General features: G+C 41.8%; 18 protein-coding genes. 16 read left to right on the top strand and 2 right to left on the bottom strand.

Going from position 1 to position 17,255, the window contains the following annotated elements; all coding sequences use genetic code 11:
• Positions 1–87: 87 nt before the first annotated feature.
• Positions 88–1,023, bottom strand: a complete 936-nt coding sequence (locus tag DQW11_RS19460) for a DUF6089 family protein (protein ID WP_113925776.1) — start codon at positions 1,021–1,023, stop codon at positions 88–90.
• 318 nt (positions 1,024–1,341) lie between these two features.
• Between DQW11_RS19460 and DQW11_RS19455 the strand changes: the two genes are divergently transcribed.
• The 4 genes from DQW11_RS19455 to DQW11_RS19440 are packed head-to-tail and all read left to right on the top strand — an operon-like array spanning position 1,342 to position 6,014.
• Complete coding sequence (locus DQW11_RS19455) at positions 1,342–2,883, top strand: bifunctional GNAT family N-acetyltransferase/carbon-nitrogen hydrolase family protein (protein WP_113925775.1); 1,542 nt, start codon at positions 1,342–1,344, stop codon at positions 2,881–2,883.
• 1 nt (position 2,884) lies between these two features.
• Positions 2,885–3,436: a KdsC family phosphatase gene (locus DQW11_RS19450; RefSeq protein ID WP_113925774.1), complete on the top strand. Its 552-nt coding sequence runs from the start codon at positions 2,885–2,887 to the stop codon at positions 3,434–3,436.
• 1 nt (position 3,437) lies between these two features.
• Positions 3,438–4,286, top strand: a complete 849-nt coding sequence (gene kdsA, locus DQW11_RS19445; protein ID WP_113925773.1) for a 3-deoxy-8-phosphooctulonate synthase — start codon at positions 3,438–3,440, stop codon at positions 4,284–4,286.
• Positions 4,287–4,322: 36 nt separating this feature from the next.
• On the top strand, positions 4,323–6,014 hold the full coding sequence (locus DQW11_RS19440; protein ID WP_113925772.1) for a L,D-transpeptidase family protein: 1,692 nt from the start codon (positions 4,323–4,325) through the stop codon (positions 6,012–6,014).
• Here the strand turns inward: DQW11_RS19440 and DQW11_RS19435 are convergent.
• The gene (locus DQW11_RS19435; protein WP_113925771.1) at positions 6,003–6,713 is read right to left on the bottom strand and encodes a murein L,D-transpeptidase catalytic domain family protein; all 711 of its coding nucleotides are present in this window, start codon (positions 6,711–6,713) and stop codon (positions 6,003–6,005) included. The two genes, DQW11_RS19440 and DQW11_RS19435, sit on opposite strands and share 12 nt — an antisense overlap.
• 303 nt (positions 6,714–7,016) lie before the next feature.
• On the opposite strand from DQW11_RS19435, the gene DQW11_RS19430 reads away from it, so the two are divergent.
• The 12 genes from DQW11_RS19430 to DQW11_RS19375 all read left to right on the top strand — a co-directional run bounded on the left by DQW11_RS19430 (position 7,017) and on the right by DQW11_RS19375 (position 17,006).
• Complete coding sequence (locus DQW11_RS19430) at positions 7,017–7,427, top strand: 6-pyruvoyl trahydropterin synthase family protein (protein WP_113925770.1); 411 nt, start codon at positions 7,017–7,019, stop codon at positions 7,425–7,427.
• Positions 7,387–8,085 (top strand): GTP cyclohydrolase I FolE, encoded by a 699-nt coding sequence (gene folE / locus DQW11_RS19425; RefSeq protein WP_113925769.1) that lies wholly within the window; start codon positions 7,387–7,389, stop codon positions 8,083–8,085. Before DQW11_RS19430 ends, folE begins: the two co-directional genes overlap by 41 nt.
• Before the next feature lie 111 nt (positions 8,086–8,196).
• On the top strand, positions 8,197–8,883 hold the full coding sequence (locus DQW11_RS19420; RefSeq protein ID WP_113925768.1) for an SDR family NAD(P)-dependent oxidoreductase: 687 nt from the start codon (positions 8,197–8,199) through the stop codon (positions 8,881–8,883).
• A gap of 80 nt (positions 8,884–8,963) precedes the next feature.
• Positions 8,964–9,227: a hypothetical protein gene (locus tag DQW11_RS19415; RefSeq protein WP_113925767.1), complete on the top strand. Its 264-nt coding sequence runs from the start codon at positions 8,964–8,966 to the stop codon at positions 9,225–9,227.
• Between the two features lie 20 nt (positions 9,228–9,247).
• Complete coding sequence (locus DQW11_RS19410) at positions 9,248–9,691, top strand: hypothetical protein (RefSeq protein ID WP_113925766.1); 444 nt, start codon at positions 9,248–9,250, stop codon at positions 9,689–9,691.
• The gene (locus DQW11_RS19405) at positions 9,688–10,317 is read left to right on the top strand and encodes a flavin reductase family protein (RefSeq protein ID WP_113925765.1); all 630 of its coding nucleotides are present in this window, start codon (positions 9,688–9,690) and stop codon (positions 10,315–10,317) included. Before DQW11_RS19410 ends, DQW11_RS19405 begins: the two co-directional genes overlap by 4 nt.
• Positions 10,318–10,382: 65 nt before the next feature.
• Positions 10,383–11,390, top strand: a complete 1,008-nt coding sequence (locus DQW11_RS19400; protein WP_113925764.1) for a ligase-associated DNA damage response exonuclease — start codon at positions 10,383–10,385, stop codon at positions 11,388–11,390.
• Positions 11,391–11,426: 36 nt separating this feature from the next.
• Positions 11,427–12,431, top strand: coding sequence for a phosphotriesterase family protein (locus DQW11_RS19395; protein WP_113925763.1), 1,005 nt, complete (start codon positions 11,427–11,429; stop codon positions 12,429–12,431).
• Between the two features lie 179 nt (positions 12,432–12,610).
• Positions 12,611–14,140 (top strand): glutamine-hydrolyzing GMP synthase, encoded by a 1,530-nt coding sequence (gene guaA / locus DQW11_RS19390; RefSeq protein ID WP_113925762.1) that lies wholly within the window; start codon positions 12,611–12,613, stop codon positions 14,138–14,140.
• 181 nt (positions 14,141–14,321) lie between these two features.
• On the top strand, positions 14,322–14,924 hold the full coding sequence (locus DQW11_RS19385; RefSeq protein ID WP_113925761.1) for a hypothetical protein: 603 nt from the start codon (positions 14,322–14,324) through the stop codon (positions 14,922–14,924).
• 79 nt (positions 14,925–15,003) lie between these two features.
• Positions 15,004–15,555: a protein N-terminal glutamine amidohydrolase gene (locus tag DQW11_RS19380; RefSeq protein ID WP_113925760.1), complete on the top strand. Its 552-nt coding sequence runs from the start codon at positions 15,004–15,006 to the stop codon at positions 15,553–15,555.
• A 122-nt stretch (positions 15,556–15,677) separates the two neighbouring features.
• Positions 15,678–17,006 carry a VOC family protein gene (locus tag DQW11_RS19375; protein ID WP_198669931.1) on the top strand — a complete coding sequence of 443 codons (1,329 nt, stop codon included), beginning with the start codon at positions 15,678–15,680 and terminating at the stop codon, positions 17,004–17,006.
• Positions 17,007–17,255 lie beyond the last annotated feature (249 nt).

Here is a 17,255-nt window from a genome sequence, read left to right as displayed (position 1 = left end):
CATCGGTCTTCGGTCCTGTTTGTATTAGAATATTGGTTTATGGGCAAAGAAGTGGATAACCATTTAAAAAAATCTCAAATCTTTTCATTACCAGAACCTGAAGCTCTTTTCATTGACCCTGTTTCTGAAAATCCAGTTGTCCCATATATCAGGTGCAAGGTAAATCTCCAAGCCCACATTCAACGTCAAGAAACCATCAAAGCGCTCATCCAATCCTGAACCTCTTCGGATTCTACCACCGTTATCAATGATTTTTTGGACGTCGGGTTCACCATTTTCTTTATAAAAATCAGGATTCCTAACCGCTAAGCGAAGTCTGTCGGGCCTCGGTCCGTCACCGTTCACCCCATAATCAGTAATGAGGTCTTGGTAAAAATCCTTGATGTTATATGCACTGATGTCATCCAAATAATCCGTAAAGGTCCATCTGTAATTCATCTCCACTGTCAGATCTGTCCAGACATTCAATTTATATTTCATGCCTATTCCCGTAGGAAGAACAAAAATGTATTTGTCGTAGGGGTTATTTTCCAACTGAAGAGGACGGAGATCTACCCAAGTGCCGTTTAATTCCGCTGTTGGATCATTGCTTGATACACCAACACCCGCAAAGGTGTAAAAATTGATAAAGCTTCTGGTGATGTTGTATACATTGACAGGCTTAAGGTGGAATTCCCCCACCAAACTTGCTTCCCAGTTTCTAGCCCTGAAACTTAGATTCCTTGGATTCCGGTAACTCCTTGGATCTGCAGGAATGTCCGATCCGGAAATCTGGTAATAGGTAAATTCAGCCCTTGCCCTGATGAATGTACCAAGGGTTCGCCTTACAGCAAAATTAGCATTCCAATCCGGCTGAATACCCTCGCTGTATTTCCAAAGAGAATATAACTCTCCAAAATATTGGGTGGGTCCTGCCGACACAGCCACCGACCAAGGCGCATCAAACCTGTACCTATAGAAGCTTTGTGAATGCGCAGCAAAGGATATCAGGGTGACAAAAAGTGTAAAGAATATTTTTTTCATACTATTGAAAAGGGAACTAATTGGGGTCTGGGTGCGGGACAAACACACACTTCGCAGGTGTAAATAAATACAAAAAGAATTAATAATTCAATGTTTTTTCAGCAGAGTCTACCAAGATATCTGCCTGATTTACAGTATTTTTTTATCTTGACAAAAATGCTTTTTTTCAATATTGTAGGTTGTTTCTCAAAAAAATATTTTCAACCCCAATAAATTGATTTTGGAATGGAAAACTAAACTACTCTCATTTGTTGATTTTAATCAGCATCGAATGCATATTTTTTTAAAGATTGGCTTTATTTTGGTTAATTTTGAACCATGAGTAAGCAAAAGGAAGAATTAGAGCACCGACTCAAACTCCGGAATATCAAACTTTCTGATTATGATGATATCCGTGAAATCATGGTTACCATCTACAAGGACCAAGGAGGTGCATGGTCAAGACAAGAATTGAAAAACCAGATCCGAGCATTTCCTGAAGGTCAGATCTGTATCGAAGACAATGGCAAAGTAGTGGCGGCAGCCCTGAGTCTTGTAGTGGATTATACCAAATTCGGTGACAACCATACCTACGACCAAATTACCGGTTTTGGTAAGTTTGACACACATGACAATGACGGGGATACCCTATATGGAACTGACGTGTTTGTCCATCAGGAATACCGTGGGATGCGATTGGGGAGGAGGCTTTATGATGCGAGAAAAGAGCTTTGCGAAAACCTGAACCTGAGATCTATCATTGCGGGAGGAAGAATCCCCGGATACTCCAAATATGCCGATCAGATGACACCAAGGAAATATATTGACTTGGTCAAAAGCAAAGAAATCTTTGATCCCGTACTTTCCTTTCAGTTGGCCAATGAATTTCACGTCCGAAAAGTAATCACCAAATACCTTCCCGAAGATACCGATTCAAGAGCCTATGCCACGCTTTTGGAATGGATCAATATTTATTATGAGAAGGATGAAAAACTGATAGGAAACAAAAAATCAATTGTACGCCTAGGATTGGTCCAATGGAAAATGCGTCGCTTCAACAACGTCGATGACCTGATGCAGCAAGTTGAATTCTTTGTGGATACCATCTCCGGCTACAAGTCAGATTTTTGCCTGTTTCCCGAATTTTTCAATGCGCCCTTATTGGCCGAATTTAATGATATGGACGCCTCTGAGGCGATCCGTAATGTAGCTGACTATACTGACGAAATCATCAGCAGAATGAGGGACTTGGCCCTTTCCTACAATGTGAACATCATCGCGGGAAGCATGCCTGAGTATGACGGCAAGAAACTCAGAAATGTGAGTTACCTCTGCAGGAGAGACGGCACAACCGACAAGCAATATAAGCTACACATCACACCTGACGAACAAGCCTACTGGGGTTTACAGGGTGGAAATGGGATCAAAGTATTTGATACAGATGCCGGGAAAATAGGGATTTTGATCTGTTATGATGTGGAGTTTCCTGAGTTGGGAAGGATTTTGGCCGAACAGGAAATGGACATTTTGTTTGTCCCGTTTTGGACAGATACAAAAAATGCCTACCTCAGGGTAAATACCTGCGCCAAAGCAAGAGCAGTCGAAAATGAATGTTATGTAGCGATTACGGGATCTGTCGGAAACCTGCCAAGGGTGGAAAATATGGATATTCAATATTCCCAAGCGGCGATTTATTCACCTTCGGATTTCTCTTTTCCCCACGATGCTACGGTTGCGCAAGCTTCTGAAAATGCCGAAACAACCATTGTAGCAGATGTTGACCTGGATCTATTGACCAAGCAAAGGAAAGCAGGAAGCGTGAGAAACCTTGACCAAAGAAGACTTGACCTTTACTCCATTCAGTGGAAGAAAAAGAAATAAAATGCAGAAATACCTTTCAGGAATTACGGAAGAAATCACCCGTAAAGCAGAAAAAATAAAATTGCTCATCACTGATGTGGATGGCGTTTTGACAGATGGAGGGATCATTTATGATGACAACGGCGTGGAATACAAACGCTTCAATGTCAAGGATGGGTTTATCGTCTCGCATCTCCGTAAAAGTGGAATCCTCGTCGGTGCTATTACCGGAAGGAATTCCAAAGTGGTAGAAAACAGGTGCGAGGAACTTAACTTTGACTTCCATTACCATGGTGTGCGTGACAAAGCGCAAAAATTGGAAGAGATCTTAGAAGTATTGGACCTTATGGTCGAAGAGGTGGCCTACATCGGAGACGACCTGATTGACCTGCCTCTGATTAGGAAGGTTGGATTCTCGGCGTGCCCCGCAGACGCATTGCCCTATATAAGTGCCCATGTTGATTTTGTATCCAGCCTCAATGGCGGCCAAGGCGTTTTCCGGGAAGTGTCCGACTTAATTTTACAATCAAAAGGACAGTTGTCCGACATCATAGACAAATATCTCAAACCATAATATGGAGAAATTTACCCAACCAATGAGGATTACCGAAGACATCGTCTTGGGAACCGGCAAACCTGTTTTGTTTGCAGGTCCATGCGCTGTCGAAAGCTTCGATATCTGTATGGAGATAGGAAGTTCTGTAAAAGAATATGCCGACAAACTCGGTTTTTCCTACGTTTTCAAAGCTTCCTTTGATAAGGCAAACAGGACATCTTCATCTTCATTCCGTAGTATCGGAATGGACAAGTCATTGGAAGTTCTTCAGAGAGTCGGAAAAGCACTTAACGTTCCTTTGGTCACAGACATTCATGAAAGTTATCAGGCTGCAGAAGTGGCAGAAGTGGTGGATGTGCTTCAAATTCCTGCATTTCTTTGCAGACAGACAGATTTATTGCTTGCAGCCGGTCAGACTGGCAAAGCGGTAAAAATCAAGAGAGGCCAGTTTATGGCGCCTGAGGACATGCAATATGCTGTCACCAAGGTGCGGTCAACAGGCAATGAGAATGTATGTCTTACAGAGCGCGGATTTACTCTTGGTTACCATAATCTTGTGGTAGATATGAGGGCACTGCCGATAATGAGGCAATTTGCTCCTGTGGTTTTTGACATTACACATAGCGTTCAGCAGCCTGGAGGAATGGGAGGCACAAGTGGCGGACAGAGGGAATTTGCCCCGTTTTTGGCGAGGGCAGCGGCTGCGGCAGGAGTTGATGGTTTTTTTATAGAGACGCATCCTGAGCCGGCCAAAGCACTCAGCGACGGACCAAACCTCATCCCTTTGAACAGGATGAAAGATTTCCTGACCATGTTGAAAGAGACTTGGGAACTTGGTCAGAAGTATCAGGATTTTTCAGTCAAATAGAAGCTTAATTTTCCCTAAACGATAAATCAAAAACAAATGAGAAGGTTTTTATTGGGTTTTTTTACATGCATTTTGCATGTCTCTCTTTTTGCGCAGCAAGCCCCGGTCGAAAACGGAATTGATTCTTTTATCAGGCAATACCTAGAAAGCAACAGTCCGGATGAAAGACCAAAGATCGGTGAAAATGAGCTTTTCAGTTCGGTCGTGATCCACAAGTTTTATGGAGAAAGGAATTTTGAACCGGCCTGGGTCAAAAACCATATCCTTCCTGAAATTGCCTATGAAATGCGCTATGAAATTGCGCAGTCAAAGTTTGATGGACTTAATCCTGATGATTATCATTTTCAGGCCATCAATGCTTATTTTGACCGCTTTGAGGCTGCAAAAAAATCAGGTGAGCAATTGAAATCCATGGAACTCGCTGCGGTCGAGGTGTTGCTGACGGATGCCTACATTATGTTATCTTCCCATCTTTTTTTAGGAAAAGTGGACCCCGAGAGCTTAAAAACCACATGGAGTATCCGACGGAATGTACCTGAGCTGATGATTGACCGTCAGCTTGGGGCTGCTATCCAATCCGGAAGCCTTAGATCAAGTATTGAGGGTTATTACCCTGCCTTTAGCATTTATAAGAAAATGAGGGATGGGCTAAGGCAGCTATTTGAAGAACAAAAACGATTCGAAAAGGAGCCTATTGCTACTTGGAAAAATCTGAAAATAGACAAATCTCTCAAACCGGGTGATGGCCATAATCAATTGGCTGAAATCAGGGAAAGACTTTATTTTTGGGGCTTTTTAAAGCCATATCAGCCGGTAGACGATAAGGTTTATGACAGCCTGATGATGGATGGAATTAAAATGATCCAAAAGCGATTTGGCATGGAACCTGACGGAGTTATCGGGCAAGGAACAATTCAGGCACTCAACCAAAAACCAAATGACATGATTGCCACGGCTTCAGTCAATCTTGAGCGATTGCGGTGGCTTCCCGATACAATCAAGGATATTGAATTGATTTTGGTCAACACAGCAAATTTTCAACTTGATTTTATTCAAAAATTGGACACAGTACTGACTTCAAAAGTGATTGTAGGCAAAAGCTACCATTCTACACCACAGTTCAGTGCCCTGATGTCTTACATCGTTTTTAGCCCGACTTGGACAGTTCCTACCTCCATAACCCGAAATGAGATCGTCCCCAAGATCAAAAAAGATCCCCGGTACCTATCTAGAAACAACATGAAGCTGTTGAATTCATCAGGGGGGACCATTGATCCTGCTTCTATTGACTGGAATAGGGTCAGTGCCAAATCATTTCCATACACAGTCCGACAAGAGCCTGGTGAAAACAATTCACTCGGTCTTGTAAAGTTTATGTTTCCAAACAAAAACAGCGTCTATATCCATGATACCCCTTCCAGAAGTTTGTTTGAAAGGGAGGATAGGGCATTGAGCCATGGCTGTATCCGGATTCAAAGGCCATTTGATTTTGCGAAAATCTTGTTGTCACATGATCCTGCATGGACGGATGAAAAAATCAATTCTGCCATGCATCAGACAAAAGAACAGACAGTCAATCTCAACAGGAAGATTCCAGTCGCCATCATTTACCTGACGTATTGGTCAGATTCCAGAGGAAACATTTATTTCAGGAATGATATTTATGATAGGGATGGAGAAATTTATACCGCCCTCAAAGAAAATCGGATCAAAAAATCAGGTATTTAAGAAAGCCGATTTGTCCAAATATTCTTTGTCTTTGCCGTAAATAAATAAGAGTGATCGTTCCTTGATCATATCGATCACCTCATCGGCGATTTCATTGGGAAGAGCCGGACAACCCAAGCTTCTGCCTAATCTACCGGTTTGTCTGATAAAGTTTTCATGAGCATAATCAGCACCGTGAATGACAATGGCACGTTCTCTCGCTTTGTCATTGAACCCTTTTTCGAGACCGTCAAGCCTCAAAGAATATCCATGCTTGCCTTGGTATGTTTCTCCGGTTAAGAAGAAACCGAGACTGCTCATGTAGGAAGAACTCACATTTGAAAACTGCTTTGCCATCAGGTCACCTGAATTTCTTCCGTGCGAAACATGGCCGTAGTGGAGGATTAGACCATCTTTCATATCGATGATCCACATTCTTTTTTCGGAGGAAGGCAAAGAAAAATCAATTACCGTGAGTGGCTTTCCATCTGTTATCTTGCCTTCTTCCTGCATCTTCAAATATCCTTTGATGCCGTATGACAAAATTTCACGTTCTGGGATTTTGAATTCCAAATTGGCAGAATTTGAACTGACAAGCTCAATAAAACTATTTTCGAAAGAAAGTTCTTTGAGGATAGAGGAGGGTGAACTGTTGACAAAGAAATAAGTGGAAATGGAGCTGCCTAGCAATAGAATGAGAACGAGGGTGAGTTTCCGCATTGTATTTGTTTGATAGTATGGGAATTACAAATGAAAATATCTAACGCCATAAACGCAAACCAAGTGCCATAAAATTCCATTTATCTGATATATTTTTTAATCCTTAATTTTAACTAAAACAGCAATTGATTTATGGAACTGTTTTCATCCCTATAAATGTTAGAAAGCATGATTTATTATTCATGGGAAAATATTCGTAAAAATTACAGATATTCCTGTCTGATAATCAATCGTTTGAAATTTTTGTTTAATTTTTGTTTGAATTCTTTAAACAAAAATTAATAAACTCCTGTTTGATAAATAATGAAAGTAGCAGTATATAGAAAAGAGCATTTCAACGCAGCACACAGGTTACACAACCCTGATTGGTCAACAGAAGAAAACGAGCGTGTTTTTGGAAAGTGCAACAACCCCAATTTTCACGGTCACAATTACGAGTTGATCGTAAAGCTTTTGGGACCTATCGATCCCGGAACAGGTTATGTGTATGACATGAAAATATTAAGTGATTTAATCAAATTACAGGTACTGGATAAATTTGATCATAAAAATTTAAACTTGGATACAGATGAATTCAAAAATCTCAACCCATCAGCGGAAAATATCGCTGTGGTTATTTGGAATATTTTAAGGAAAAAAATCGACACAAAATACGACTTAACGATTCGGCTATATGAAACAGAAAGAAACTTTGTTGAATACGATGGGAATTAATTTTTCTCAATCTTATGACGAAATGGGGGATGAACATATCGGGACTTCCCACGATACTCCACTGAGAGAAGATGCTTTCGAGATGGATGATGAGCTCAAAATGGAGCTTATTGAAAAGCATTTCAGAGAAATTATGCATGTTTTGGGACTTGACCTGACTGATGACAGTCTTAAAGGAACCCCAAAAAGAGTGGCCAAAATGTATATCAAAGAAATTTTCAGTGGTCTTGATCCCAAAAACAAGCCGGTTGTAAAGCTTTTTGAAAACAAATACAAGTACAATGAAATGTTGGTGGAGAAGGACATTACCTTCCATTCCAACTGTGAGCACCATTTCGTCCCGATTATCGGAAAGGCACACGTTGCCTATATCTCAAACGGTACTGTAATCGGACTTTCCAAGATCAACAGAATAGTACAGTACTTTGCCAAAAGACCTCAGGTGCAGGAAAGGTTGACGATGCAGATCGGCAATGAGTTGAAAGAAATGCTCGGAACAGACGACGTAGCCATCATCATAGATGCTCATCACATGTGTGTTTCCAGTAGAGGAATTCAGGATGTGAACAGCGCCACAGTGACCTCGTTTTACAGTGGAAAATTTGAGAAAGATGAACATTCAAGAAATGAATTCATGAAATATATCAGTATGAAATAATTTAAATTGGAAACTGAACCAAATCAAACCGGGATATCCATCCCGGTTTTTTTTATATCCTGAAGTTTTAAAACAATTTTTTTCCGAATCGATTTTATAATAAAACGAATTATGAACCATAAGAACATTGTCATCATAGGCGGTAACTCGGGTATCGGCAGGTCAATTATTGAAAAATTAAATGTTTTGGGAGCGAATGTTTTTCCTTACCACAGGTCAGGAGAAGGGGAGTCACACCTCGATGTCACCCAAAAATTTGATTCAATTGCCGGACTTCCGGAAGTGATTGATGGACTTGTCTATTGTCCGGGCACTATCAGTCTGAAGCCTTTCCACCGATTTTCTATTGAAGATTTTCAAAGAGATTATGAAGTCAATGTTTTGGGTGCTGTGAAAGTATTGCAAGCTTGTGTGAAAGGCTTAAAAAAATCAGAATCAGCTTCTGTAGTCCTTTTCAGTACTGTTGCAGTGCAGGTAGGCCTTGGATTCCATTCCTCCATTTCCAGTGCCAAAGGTGCAGTCGAAGGTTTGGCAAAATCTCTGGCAGCAGAATGGGCAACCAATAAAATCAGGGTAAATGTGGTGGCCCCCTCCCTGACAGACACACCTTTGGCATCGGCGCTATTGGGCAATGATGATAAGAAAGAAGCTTCAAACAAAAGACATCCTTTGGGCAGGTATGGTCAGCCCGAGGATATTGCCGGTGCTGCGGTTTTTTTACTTTCCCAAGACGCGGCTTGGATGACCGGTCAGGTTTTGCACCTTGACGGAGGGATGTCTTCGGTCAAAGGAATGTAATTTCAAAGATTTCAAACAATTATAAAAGATTATTGTATTAGAGTTGGGTATTCTCCCTGATTAAAAAAGTATTAAATATTATGAGGACTCCACCAGAATCATTTTTGATTTTCAAGGAAGAACTGGAAAAGGCCAGACTGGAAAAGGAAAGGCTAAAGAAAGAGTATGAAGGCAAATTGGGGGATATGAACAGAGAGCTTTCCAGATTGAAAGAGCAGATTCATTCCCAGCAAGAACTGATCAAGACAACTTTGGAATATGCCATCCGTCTTGAAGAAAATCTTGGTAGCTTCAAGGAAGAAGTTACAAATGGTAAAAACATGAAAAACCGGTCGTTTCACTAAAAATAATCCCTGACACCATCATGAATATCACTGCCAATACCATCGATCTCAACAACTTCGGGCTTATTTTTGAAGAAAAGTACGCCAAGGTATACGCCAATCAAGAAAAGGGAATGATCATCTGTGAGTTATTGACAGACTATATTCCCATTGATGATTTCAAAACCACCTTTATCCATATCACCAGAATCATAGAAAAAGGAAAGTTCAGAAAATTCATTTTTGATAAAAGATCTCTCCGTGCTTTTCACCAGCCTAGTATGGAATGGTACTTCCTTCACTGGAAAAATAAAATGCTTGAGCTCGGCGTAGACCAGCACCGCAAAATCCTTCCGGAAGAAAAATGGTTTGAAAAAATGGTCATGATCGCCAAAGACCAAATCATGAAAAATAACCCGGATAATATTATCCACCTTTTGGATATCAAATATTGTAATTCAATAGAAGAAGCCATCTTGATATGATGAAGCATTTCGATAAGGCTTCCATTTTGGAGGCTGAATCGTCTTTTAGAAGGGATTTTATCAATTGCCTCTCAGGGTACAAAAGCCTGAATCTCATTGGTACTAAAAGCCAGAATGGAGTCACCAATCTTTCTCCTTTTTCCCAGGTTTTTCATATCGGAGCCAGCCCTCCTTTGGTGGGGATTTTGTTCAGACCTCATTCAGTCGAAAGGCATACCCTCGAAAATATCCTTGAAACAGGGTATTTTACCCTCAATCATGTAACAGAAGATTTCTACCGGGAAGCCCACCAATCGGCGGCAAGGTATTCAGGTTCAGAATTCGAAGCCACAGGATTGAAAGAAGAATACCTAGAAGATTTTTTTGCCCCATTTGTAGCCAAAAGTCCGGTGAAAGTAGGGTGCAAGTTGGTAGAAACCCAAACACTCCAATTCAACGGTACAGAACTTCTCATAGGTGCTATTGAGCATGTTTGGGTGGAGGAAAAAGGTCTGAGATCTGACGGTTCACTGGATTTGAATGTATTGGGGACCGTTACGGTTACAGGTTTGGATGAGTACCATGTAGGAAAAAAAATCGCAAGATTGAGTTATCCAAAGCCGGGAAAAGAACTTGAGGAGATTTAGGATAAGGATGAGGGATGAAATCAAAAGGATAAATTTTTTGGGGTTAAGTTAAAAAAAACAAAAGGATGAATCTGCTTGAATTGACACCATCAGGATTGTATTGTCCTCAAGCGGATATTTTTATTGATCCTTGGATACCTGTTGACAAGGCAGTCATCACCCATGCCCACTCTGACCATGCCCGATGGGGAATGAAGCATTATCTTTCGCATCATCATTCCAGTGAAGTGATGAAACTCCGTCTCGGTCAGGAGATTTCTTTGGAAACCATCGAATATGGAGAAACATTGGACATCAATGGGGTGATGCTGTCTCTTCATCCTTCAGGTCATATCCCAGGCTCTTCCCAAGTCAGGCTGGAATACAAAGGAAAAACCGTTGTCATTTCCGGGGATTATAAGACTGAAGATGATGGTCTTTCCCAGGTTTTTGAGCCGGTCAGGTGTCATGAGTTTGTGTCGGAATGTACCTTCGGCATGCCAATCTATAAGTGGCAGTCCCAAAAAGAAATCTTCAGCGATATCAATGCTTGGTGGAGGCAAAATTCTGCTGATGGGAGGAATTCAGTGCTTTTTGCATATTCTTTGGGAAAGGCCCAAAGAATCATCAACCATCTTGACTTGTCAATTGGTGAAGTTTTTGCCCATGGGGCCATTTGGAATACCAATCAGGCACTGATCGCCAACGGCGTCAAAGTCACAGACATCCCAAAAGTCACTGCCGAAATTCCCAAAAGTAGGTTCAAAGGAGTCATGGTTATTGCCCCGCCCTCGGCTATGGGTTCTCCATGGATGAAGCAATTTTCTCCCTACCAAACAGGAATCTGCTCGGGTTGGATGAATATCAGAGGGGCGCGAAGGCGGAGGGCAGCTGATATCGGCTTTGTACTTTCTGACCATGCAGATTGGGAGGGATTGATCACTGCGATCAAAGCCACTGAGGCTGAGAAAGTTTACCTTACCCATGGCAGCACTGCGGTTTTTGGAAGGTATTTAGAAGAAGTGGAGAAAATCCACGCGGTAGAATTGAAGACTTTGTTTGAAGGGGAAAACAGCAATTTGGAGGATTCTTAGCCTATCTTTTTTAACTTATGGAAAAAATTCAAATCCATGAGAGCTTTAATCCCGCTTTTCCTATTTGTTTCCGTTTTTGGATGTTCCCCCCAGGGATCCGATGAGGGTAAAATCTATACCGTCAACGGAGAAATTTCACCTTCCGAAATGGGTCTTACTTTGATTCATGAGCATATTTTGGTGGACTTTATCGGAGCAGATTCTACGGGATACCACCGTTGGGACAAGGATTCCGTGGTGCAAAAGGTTTTGCCTTTTTTGGAGGAAATAAAAGAAAGAGGTGTCAAAACCTTGGTTGAATGTACGCCATCTTATTTGGGTAAAGATCCTGTTTTACTCCAAAAGCTTACGGAAGCTACAGGCATTCAGTTTATTACCAATACCGGCTACTATGGTGCTGTGGAAGGCAAATACCTACCGGCACATGCCTTTACCGAATCTGCTGAGCAATTAGCGAAAAGATGGGTTAAAGAATTTCAGGAAGGAATAGAAGACACTGGCGTTAAACCGGGATTTATCAAAATCTCAGTCAATAGCGGTGCTCCGCTTTTAGAGATGGATAAAAAACTGGTCAGGGCAGCAGCCATTACCCACAGGGAAACAGGGCTTTTTATCGTATCCCATACCGGAACTTGGGAAACAGCCAATGCCGAAATCGATGTATTGAAAGAAGAAAAGATTGACCTTTCCCATTTTGTATGGGTACATGCACAGGCAGAGAAAGACTTTGAGAATTATAAGAAAGCCGCTGAAGAGGGAGTTTGGATCAGCTTAGATGGCATCGCTTGGGATATTCCCGGCCATTTGGAGAGGATTGTATATTGTAAAGAAAATGGGCTTTTGGACCATGTGCTACTTTCGCATGATGCGGGATGGTACAGCCCAGGCGAACCTGATGGGGGTGATTTTAAAGGCTTCACGGCTTTGTTCGATGAGTTGATTCCTATGCTTAAGGAAAAGGGATTTACCCAATCCGAGTTGGATTTGATGTTGATCCAAAATCCGGGTAAAGCATTTTCGATTAGAAATGATGGAGATTAGGGTTAATCTGCCTAATGAGATCATCCTTCTTCCTGCTTCTGGAGAAGCAGGATATCCAAATAACCCAATAACCATTAGCTCTACTATTTTCCAATCTTTCAATTTTCAATTACAAAATAATCTTCTGAAAATATTTCCCTTTCCTTTTTCCAATATCCCTCCCCTGTGTACCTTTGCGCATGGCAGAACAAATCCTCATCCTAGACTTTGGTTCCCAATACACACAACTCATCGCCCGCAGGGTGAGGGAACTCAATGTATATTGCGAAATCCACCCCTTCAATAAAATTCCTGAAATCACCCCCGACATCAAAGGAGTAATCCTTTCCGGCAGCCCATGCTCAGTCAGAGATGCCGGATCCCCTGATTTAGACCTTGATAGACTTCGCGGTAAACTGCCGCTTTTGGGAGTTTGCTACGGCGCCCAGCTCCTTGCAAACAAATATGGAGGAGAAGTCCTTCCTTCAGAAATACGGGAATATGGCCGCGCCAATCTCGATGACATTGACCTTCATTATGGCCTTCTCAAGGAAATGACCCACGGTTCGCAGGTATGGATGTCCCACGGTGACACCATCAAATCGCTTCCAAGTGGATTTGATGTCATCGCAAGTACCGCTTCTGTGAAAGTAGCTGCATTCAAAGTTCAGGGGGAAGAAACCTACGGCATCCAATTCCATCCTGAGGTAACACATTCCTTGGAGGGAAAAAATCTGCTCAGGAATTTTGTGGTCAACATTTGTGGATGTGCGCAGGATTGGACTTCTGATACTTTTATTGACACGACTATCGCTCAACTGAAAGCCAAAATCGGATCCGACAATGTTGTCATGGGCCTTTCCGGTGGGGTAGATTCCTCAGTGGCTGCCACATTGATCCATCGTGCTATTGGCAAAAACCTGTACTGTGTTTTTGTGGACAATGGACTGCTCCGTAAAAATGAATATGAAGAAGTTCTGGAATCCTATAAAACCCTTGGGTTGAATGTAATCGGTGTTGATGCCAAGCAAAGATTTTATGATGCCTTGGCGGGATTGAGTGATCCTGAAGCCAAGAGAAAAGCAATTGGACGTGCATTTATTGAGGTTTTTGATGACGAAGCCCACAAGATTGAGGGTGTCAAATGGCTTGGACAAGGTACCATCTATCCTGATGTGATCGAATCAGTATCCGTCAAAGGACCCTCTGCCACCATCAAATCCCACCACAATGTGGGTGGCTTGCCAGACTTTATGAAGCTTTCGGTAGTGGAACCATTAAACACTCTGTTCAAAGATGAGGTGCGGGAAGTAGGCAGGGCTTTGGATATTCCTGAAACCATCATAGGCAGACATCCTTTTCCGGGACCCGGACTTGCCATCAGGATTTTGGGTGATATTACAGCGGAGAAAGTCAAGACCCTTCAGGAAGTGGATTATATTTTTATCCAAGGACTTAAAGATTCAGGATTGTACAATCAGGTTTGGCAGGCCGGAGCGATCCTGCTCCCGATCCAATCTGTAGGAGTGATGGGAGATGAACGTACCTATGAAAAGGTCGTGGCGCTGAGAGCTGTAGGCTCTGTGGACGGCATGACAGCAGATTGGATCCATTTGCCTTATGAGTTTCTCGGGAAAATGTCCAATGAAATTATCAACCGTGTCAAAGGCGTCAACCGCGTAGTCTATGACATTTCTTCCAAGCCGCCGGCTACGATTGAGTGGGAATAAATAAAGCAACATAATCCATTAATGAAAGAAGGGACATGTCAAGGTGTTCCTTCTTTTTGCTTTTTCGGCATTTTCATTCAAATAAGATTTTAAATATTACCTAGATTCAGTTAATTTGAAGGATGACAATTTCTTTAAGACCAAGATTTTTTCATTTGTAAACCACAGCACATTTTGAGTTATGAGAAAAAGACAAATCATTGTTACAGCATTTTTGATCCTTAGCATCATCGTGATTTTGCTGTCTGGTGTCCGCCACCATCATTGGCTTGTGTCTTTTTGCCTGATTTTGATGTTTGTTTTTTATGGAAGAGAACATTACAAATTGGTAACTAGGGGTGTTGGAGGGGAATTATTTTTGAGAAGGCAAAAAAAGAGTTTCAAAAAATGGACATTGACTCTTGCAGTCGGCGGTACAATATTGTTTTTTATTGGAGTTCCCATACCAAAATGGTCTTTGGTCCTCTTTTGGTTGATCGTGCTGTATGAGTGTTTTTTATTCCTTTTGGTCAAAAACCTCAATCCCATTACCTTGGTATTGGATGGTTACCAATTGAAATTTCGGGGAGTCATCAATTCCCACCGCAACATCTCAGGATTGACCAAAATTGACCACGGTACCTCGGGCGGGTTGCGGTTTTCCTTCAAAGATGAAAACGACATTCAGATCAAAAAGACAGATTACCTGGATTCGGATATTTTTCAGTTGATAGAAATCTGCAAAGAGCGGACCAAGGAAGACCTTGTACTCTCCGAGAATCTGATCGGGCTGGATTTGAGATAACTTGAGAAGAGGCATAATGAAAACATAATCAGGATAACTGACTTAAGCCCGCAGAAGTGTGCTACTTTTGTGGCAGCAAATGAAAATCAAAGAATTAAAGTACTCAGAAAATTTTTGTGAGGAAAACATCTGGCATTTATGCCAAAATCCCGAACTCGAGGGCTTCACCAAGAAGGTGCTTATCATCTCCAACAGCAACAGAAATTGCTCTTTCCGGTTTCAAAAATCCCCCAATGGTGATGAATTGGTATGGTGGGATTACCATGTGATTTTGCTCGCCACCAAACCCGAATTGCAGTTGATTTATGATTTTGATTCCACCCTAGAGTTTCCGTCTTCTCTAAAAAATTACTTGGAAGCTACTTTTCATACTGAACATATTCAAGAGGACAAAGATCTTCCCGGTTTCAAATCAATCGCATCTGAAGATTTTATCCACTCCTTTATTTCTGACAGGGGACATATGAAAGATGAACAAGGAAATTGGCTGTCATCTCCTCCCAAATGGCCGACTATCGGTAACAACGGCAATCTTCCTTTGCCCGATCTTCTGGATTTTAGCGAAACAAGCAAAGAGCGGATCTTTAGTCTTGTAGATATGCATGCGCTTGTCAATGGTATTTCTAATTAAATTTTGCAGTAAATCGCATTCCCTTGATATTGGACTGTGATTATTTTTTTGTGATTTTTTGATCATAATATTTGCCTGCTTAAGTTTATCCCAAGCCAAACCCCAAATCAAAACTCTCAGATATGAAATCCTCAGCCTTATTTTTATTGATCATTTTCATTTTTTCTTCCTGTCAGGAACAAAAAGTGAACAGCCATCAGAAGCACCTCGGCAGTATGGCGGCCATGGCCGAAATGGTCGCTGCGGACGTCAAGCCTATTGCCCTGAGCGAACCGATGGAATCAGCTGAGATCGATGCCATTTGGGCGGAAGCGTCGGAGATTGCTGAAAAATATGGCGTGGAAGTATTCAGAGAAACTGAGCTGATCAAAACCATGCTGTTTCCTGAGTCCGTAGCTGACGGAAAAGAAGTCTTGGTTTTTCACAAGCCAAATGCTTTGGAAGCCTACCTTGATTTGAAAAAAACCATTGCTGAAGGTAAAAACAGTGTTGATGAAGCACGCCGATTTGGGAGATTGTTGGGATATCCCAATCAGCATATCAATACACTATTGGCCAAAAATACTGAGTTCAAGTCTTTGCCTGATTTTGATATTCAGGGAACCAATGTTTTTCTGTATTACAAAGATTTGGCTACTGCCAAGGACTTTTATCATCAGACATTGGGGATGGAAATTGTGTCAGATTATGGTTTTGCGGCCACAGTCCGCATCTCCCATGATGCCTTCCTGACTTTGGTGGATGAATCAAAAGGGATGCATAAAGCTTCCGAACCAAAGACTGTTGCCATTGCTTTGCTGACTGACCAACTCCCTGAATGGTACGCCTACCTGCAGGGAAAAAATGTCCCCATCAAATACACATACAAACCCAAAGAAAACAATGCCCATGACGGTTTTGTGGCCATCGATCCGGAAGGTTACCTGCTGGAATTCGAAATGTTCAAGCAACACGAAGAGAACGAATTGCTGATTCCCCAAATGAGAAAATACCCTGCCTTACCGACCGTTTCGGAAGGTGTGGCAGCGGGATTGGGTTTTTATGGAGCGGTGACTTGGACCTATTACAAAGATATGCTTCAAGCGGAGAAGTTTTATGAGGAAATCATGGGACTGCGGTTGATCGTCGATCAGGGTTGGGCCAAAGTATATCAAGTATCTGAGACAGGCTATTTAGGACTCGTGGACGAACGTCGTGGCATGCATACCTTTTCTGAGAGCAAAGCCGTGAATGTGTCTTTTTTGCTTGGGGATGTGTCAGGTTGGTTTGATTATATCAAGAAAAGCAATTCCTTTCCTTTGAGACAGGATAGCCTTGAAGTAGGTCCTGAAGGAAAATACAAAGGATTTGTAGGTTTTGATCCCGGCGGATATTACCTCGAGTTTGACCAGTTCTTCCCACATTCTGATAATGAAAGGTTGTTGGAGTTATTGGGGAATAAGAAGGATTGACTTCATTTTGCAAATATTTAGAAAGGGGAATGACGTTTGGTCCTCCGTCATTCTGAACCGCAGCCTGCGAAGGTGAAGAATCTCCTTTACTTGGGACACTTCACTGCGTTCAGTGGGACGACTCAGAGATAACCGATCTTATCTGTTTGATTTATTCGGAAAAGTCAGGGTTTTTGCCATTCCAAGAGGGCCCACTATCTTGCCTTTTTGAAAAGACACCTCATCCTCAACCTGATTTTCCTTTCATTT

Source organism: Cognataquiflexum aquatile (genome assembly GCF_003316845.1).
In the GTDB taxonomy this organism is placed as follows: Bacteria; Bacteroidota; Bacteroidia; order Cytophagales; family Cyclobacteriaceae; genus Cognataquiflexum; species Cognataquiflexum aquatile.
The sequence above is the reverse complement of the archived record's forward strand: the minus strand, read 5'-3'. Positions and strand labels throughout refer to the sequence as shown.

Coding starts and splice junctions, on each gene's coding strand:
- DQW11_RS19380 (WP_113925760.1), top strand. CDS start 15,004: ATGAAAATCAAAGAATTAAAGTACTCAGAAAATTTTTGTGAGGAAAAC.
- kdsA (WP_113925773.1), top strand. CDS start 3,438: ATGGAGAAATTTACCCAACCAATGAGGATTACCGAAGACATCGTCTTG.
- DQW11_RS19440 (WP_113925772.1), top strand. CDS start 4,323: ATGAGAAGGTTTTTATTGGGTTTTTTTACATGCATTTTGCATGTCTCT.
- DQW11_RS19385 (WP_113925761.1), top strand. CDS start 14,322: ATGAGAAAAAGACAAATCATTGTTACAGCATTTTTGATCCTTAGCATC.
- DQW11_RS19410 (WP_113925766.1), top strand. CDS start 9,248: ATGAATATCACTGCCAATACCATCGATCTCAACAACTTCGGGCTTATT.
- folE (WP_113925769.1), top strand. CDS start 7,387: ATGAAACAGAAAGAAACTTTGTTGAATACGATGGGAATTAATTTTTCT.
- DQW11_RS19405 (WP_113925765.1), top strand. CDS start 9,688: ATGATGAAGCATTTCGATAAGGCTTCCATTTTGGAGGCTGAATCGTCT.
- DQW11_RS19430 (WP_113925770.1), top strand. CDS start 7,017: ATGAAAGTAGCAGTATATAGAAAAGAGCATTTCAACGCAGCACACAGG.
- DQW11_RS19450 (WP_113925774.1), top strand. CDS start 2,885: ATGCAGAAATACCTTTCAGGAATTACGGAAGAAATCACCCGTAAAGCA.
- DQW11_RS19395 (WP_113925763.1), top strand. CDS start 11,427: ATGAGAGCTTTAATCCCGCTTTTCCTATTTGTTTCCGTTTTTGGATGT.
- DQW11_RS19375 (WP_198669931.1), top strand. CDS start 15,678: ATGAAATCCTCAGCCTTATTTTTATTGATCATTTTCATTTTTTCTTCC.
- DQW11_RS19460 (WP_113925776.1), bottom strand. CDS start 1,023: ATGAAAAAAATATTCTTTACACTTTTTGTCACCCTGATATCCTTTGCT.
- DQW11_RS19415 (WP_113925767.1), top strand. CDS start 8,964: ATGAGGACTCCACCAGAATCATTTTTGATTTTCAAGGAAGAACTGGAA.
- DQW11_RS19435 (WP_113925771.1), bottom strand. CDS start 6,713: ATGCGGAAACTCACCCTCGTTCTCATTCTATTGCTAGGCAGCTCCATT.
- DQW11_RS19455 (WP_113925775.1), top strand. CDS start 1,342: ATGAGTAAGCAAAAGGAAGAATTAGAGCACCGACTCAAACTCCGGAAT.
- DQW11_RS19420 (WP_113925768.1), top strand. CDS start 8,197: ATGAACCATAAGAACATTGTCATCATAGGCGGTAACTCGGGTATCGGC.
- guaA (WP_113925762.1), top strand. CDS start 12,611: ATGGCAGAACAAATCCTCATCCTAGACTTTGGTTCCCAATACACACAA.
- DQW11_RS19400 (WP_113925764.1), top strand. CDS start 10,383: ATGAATCTGCTTGAATTGACACCATCAGGATTGTATTGTCCTCAAGCG.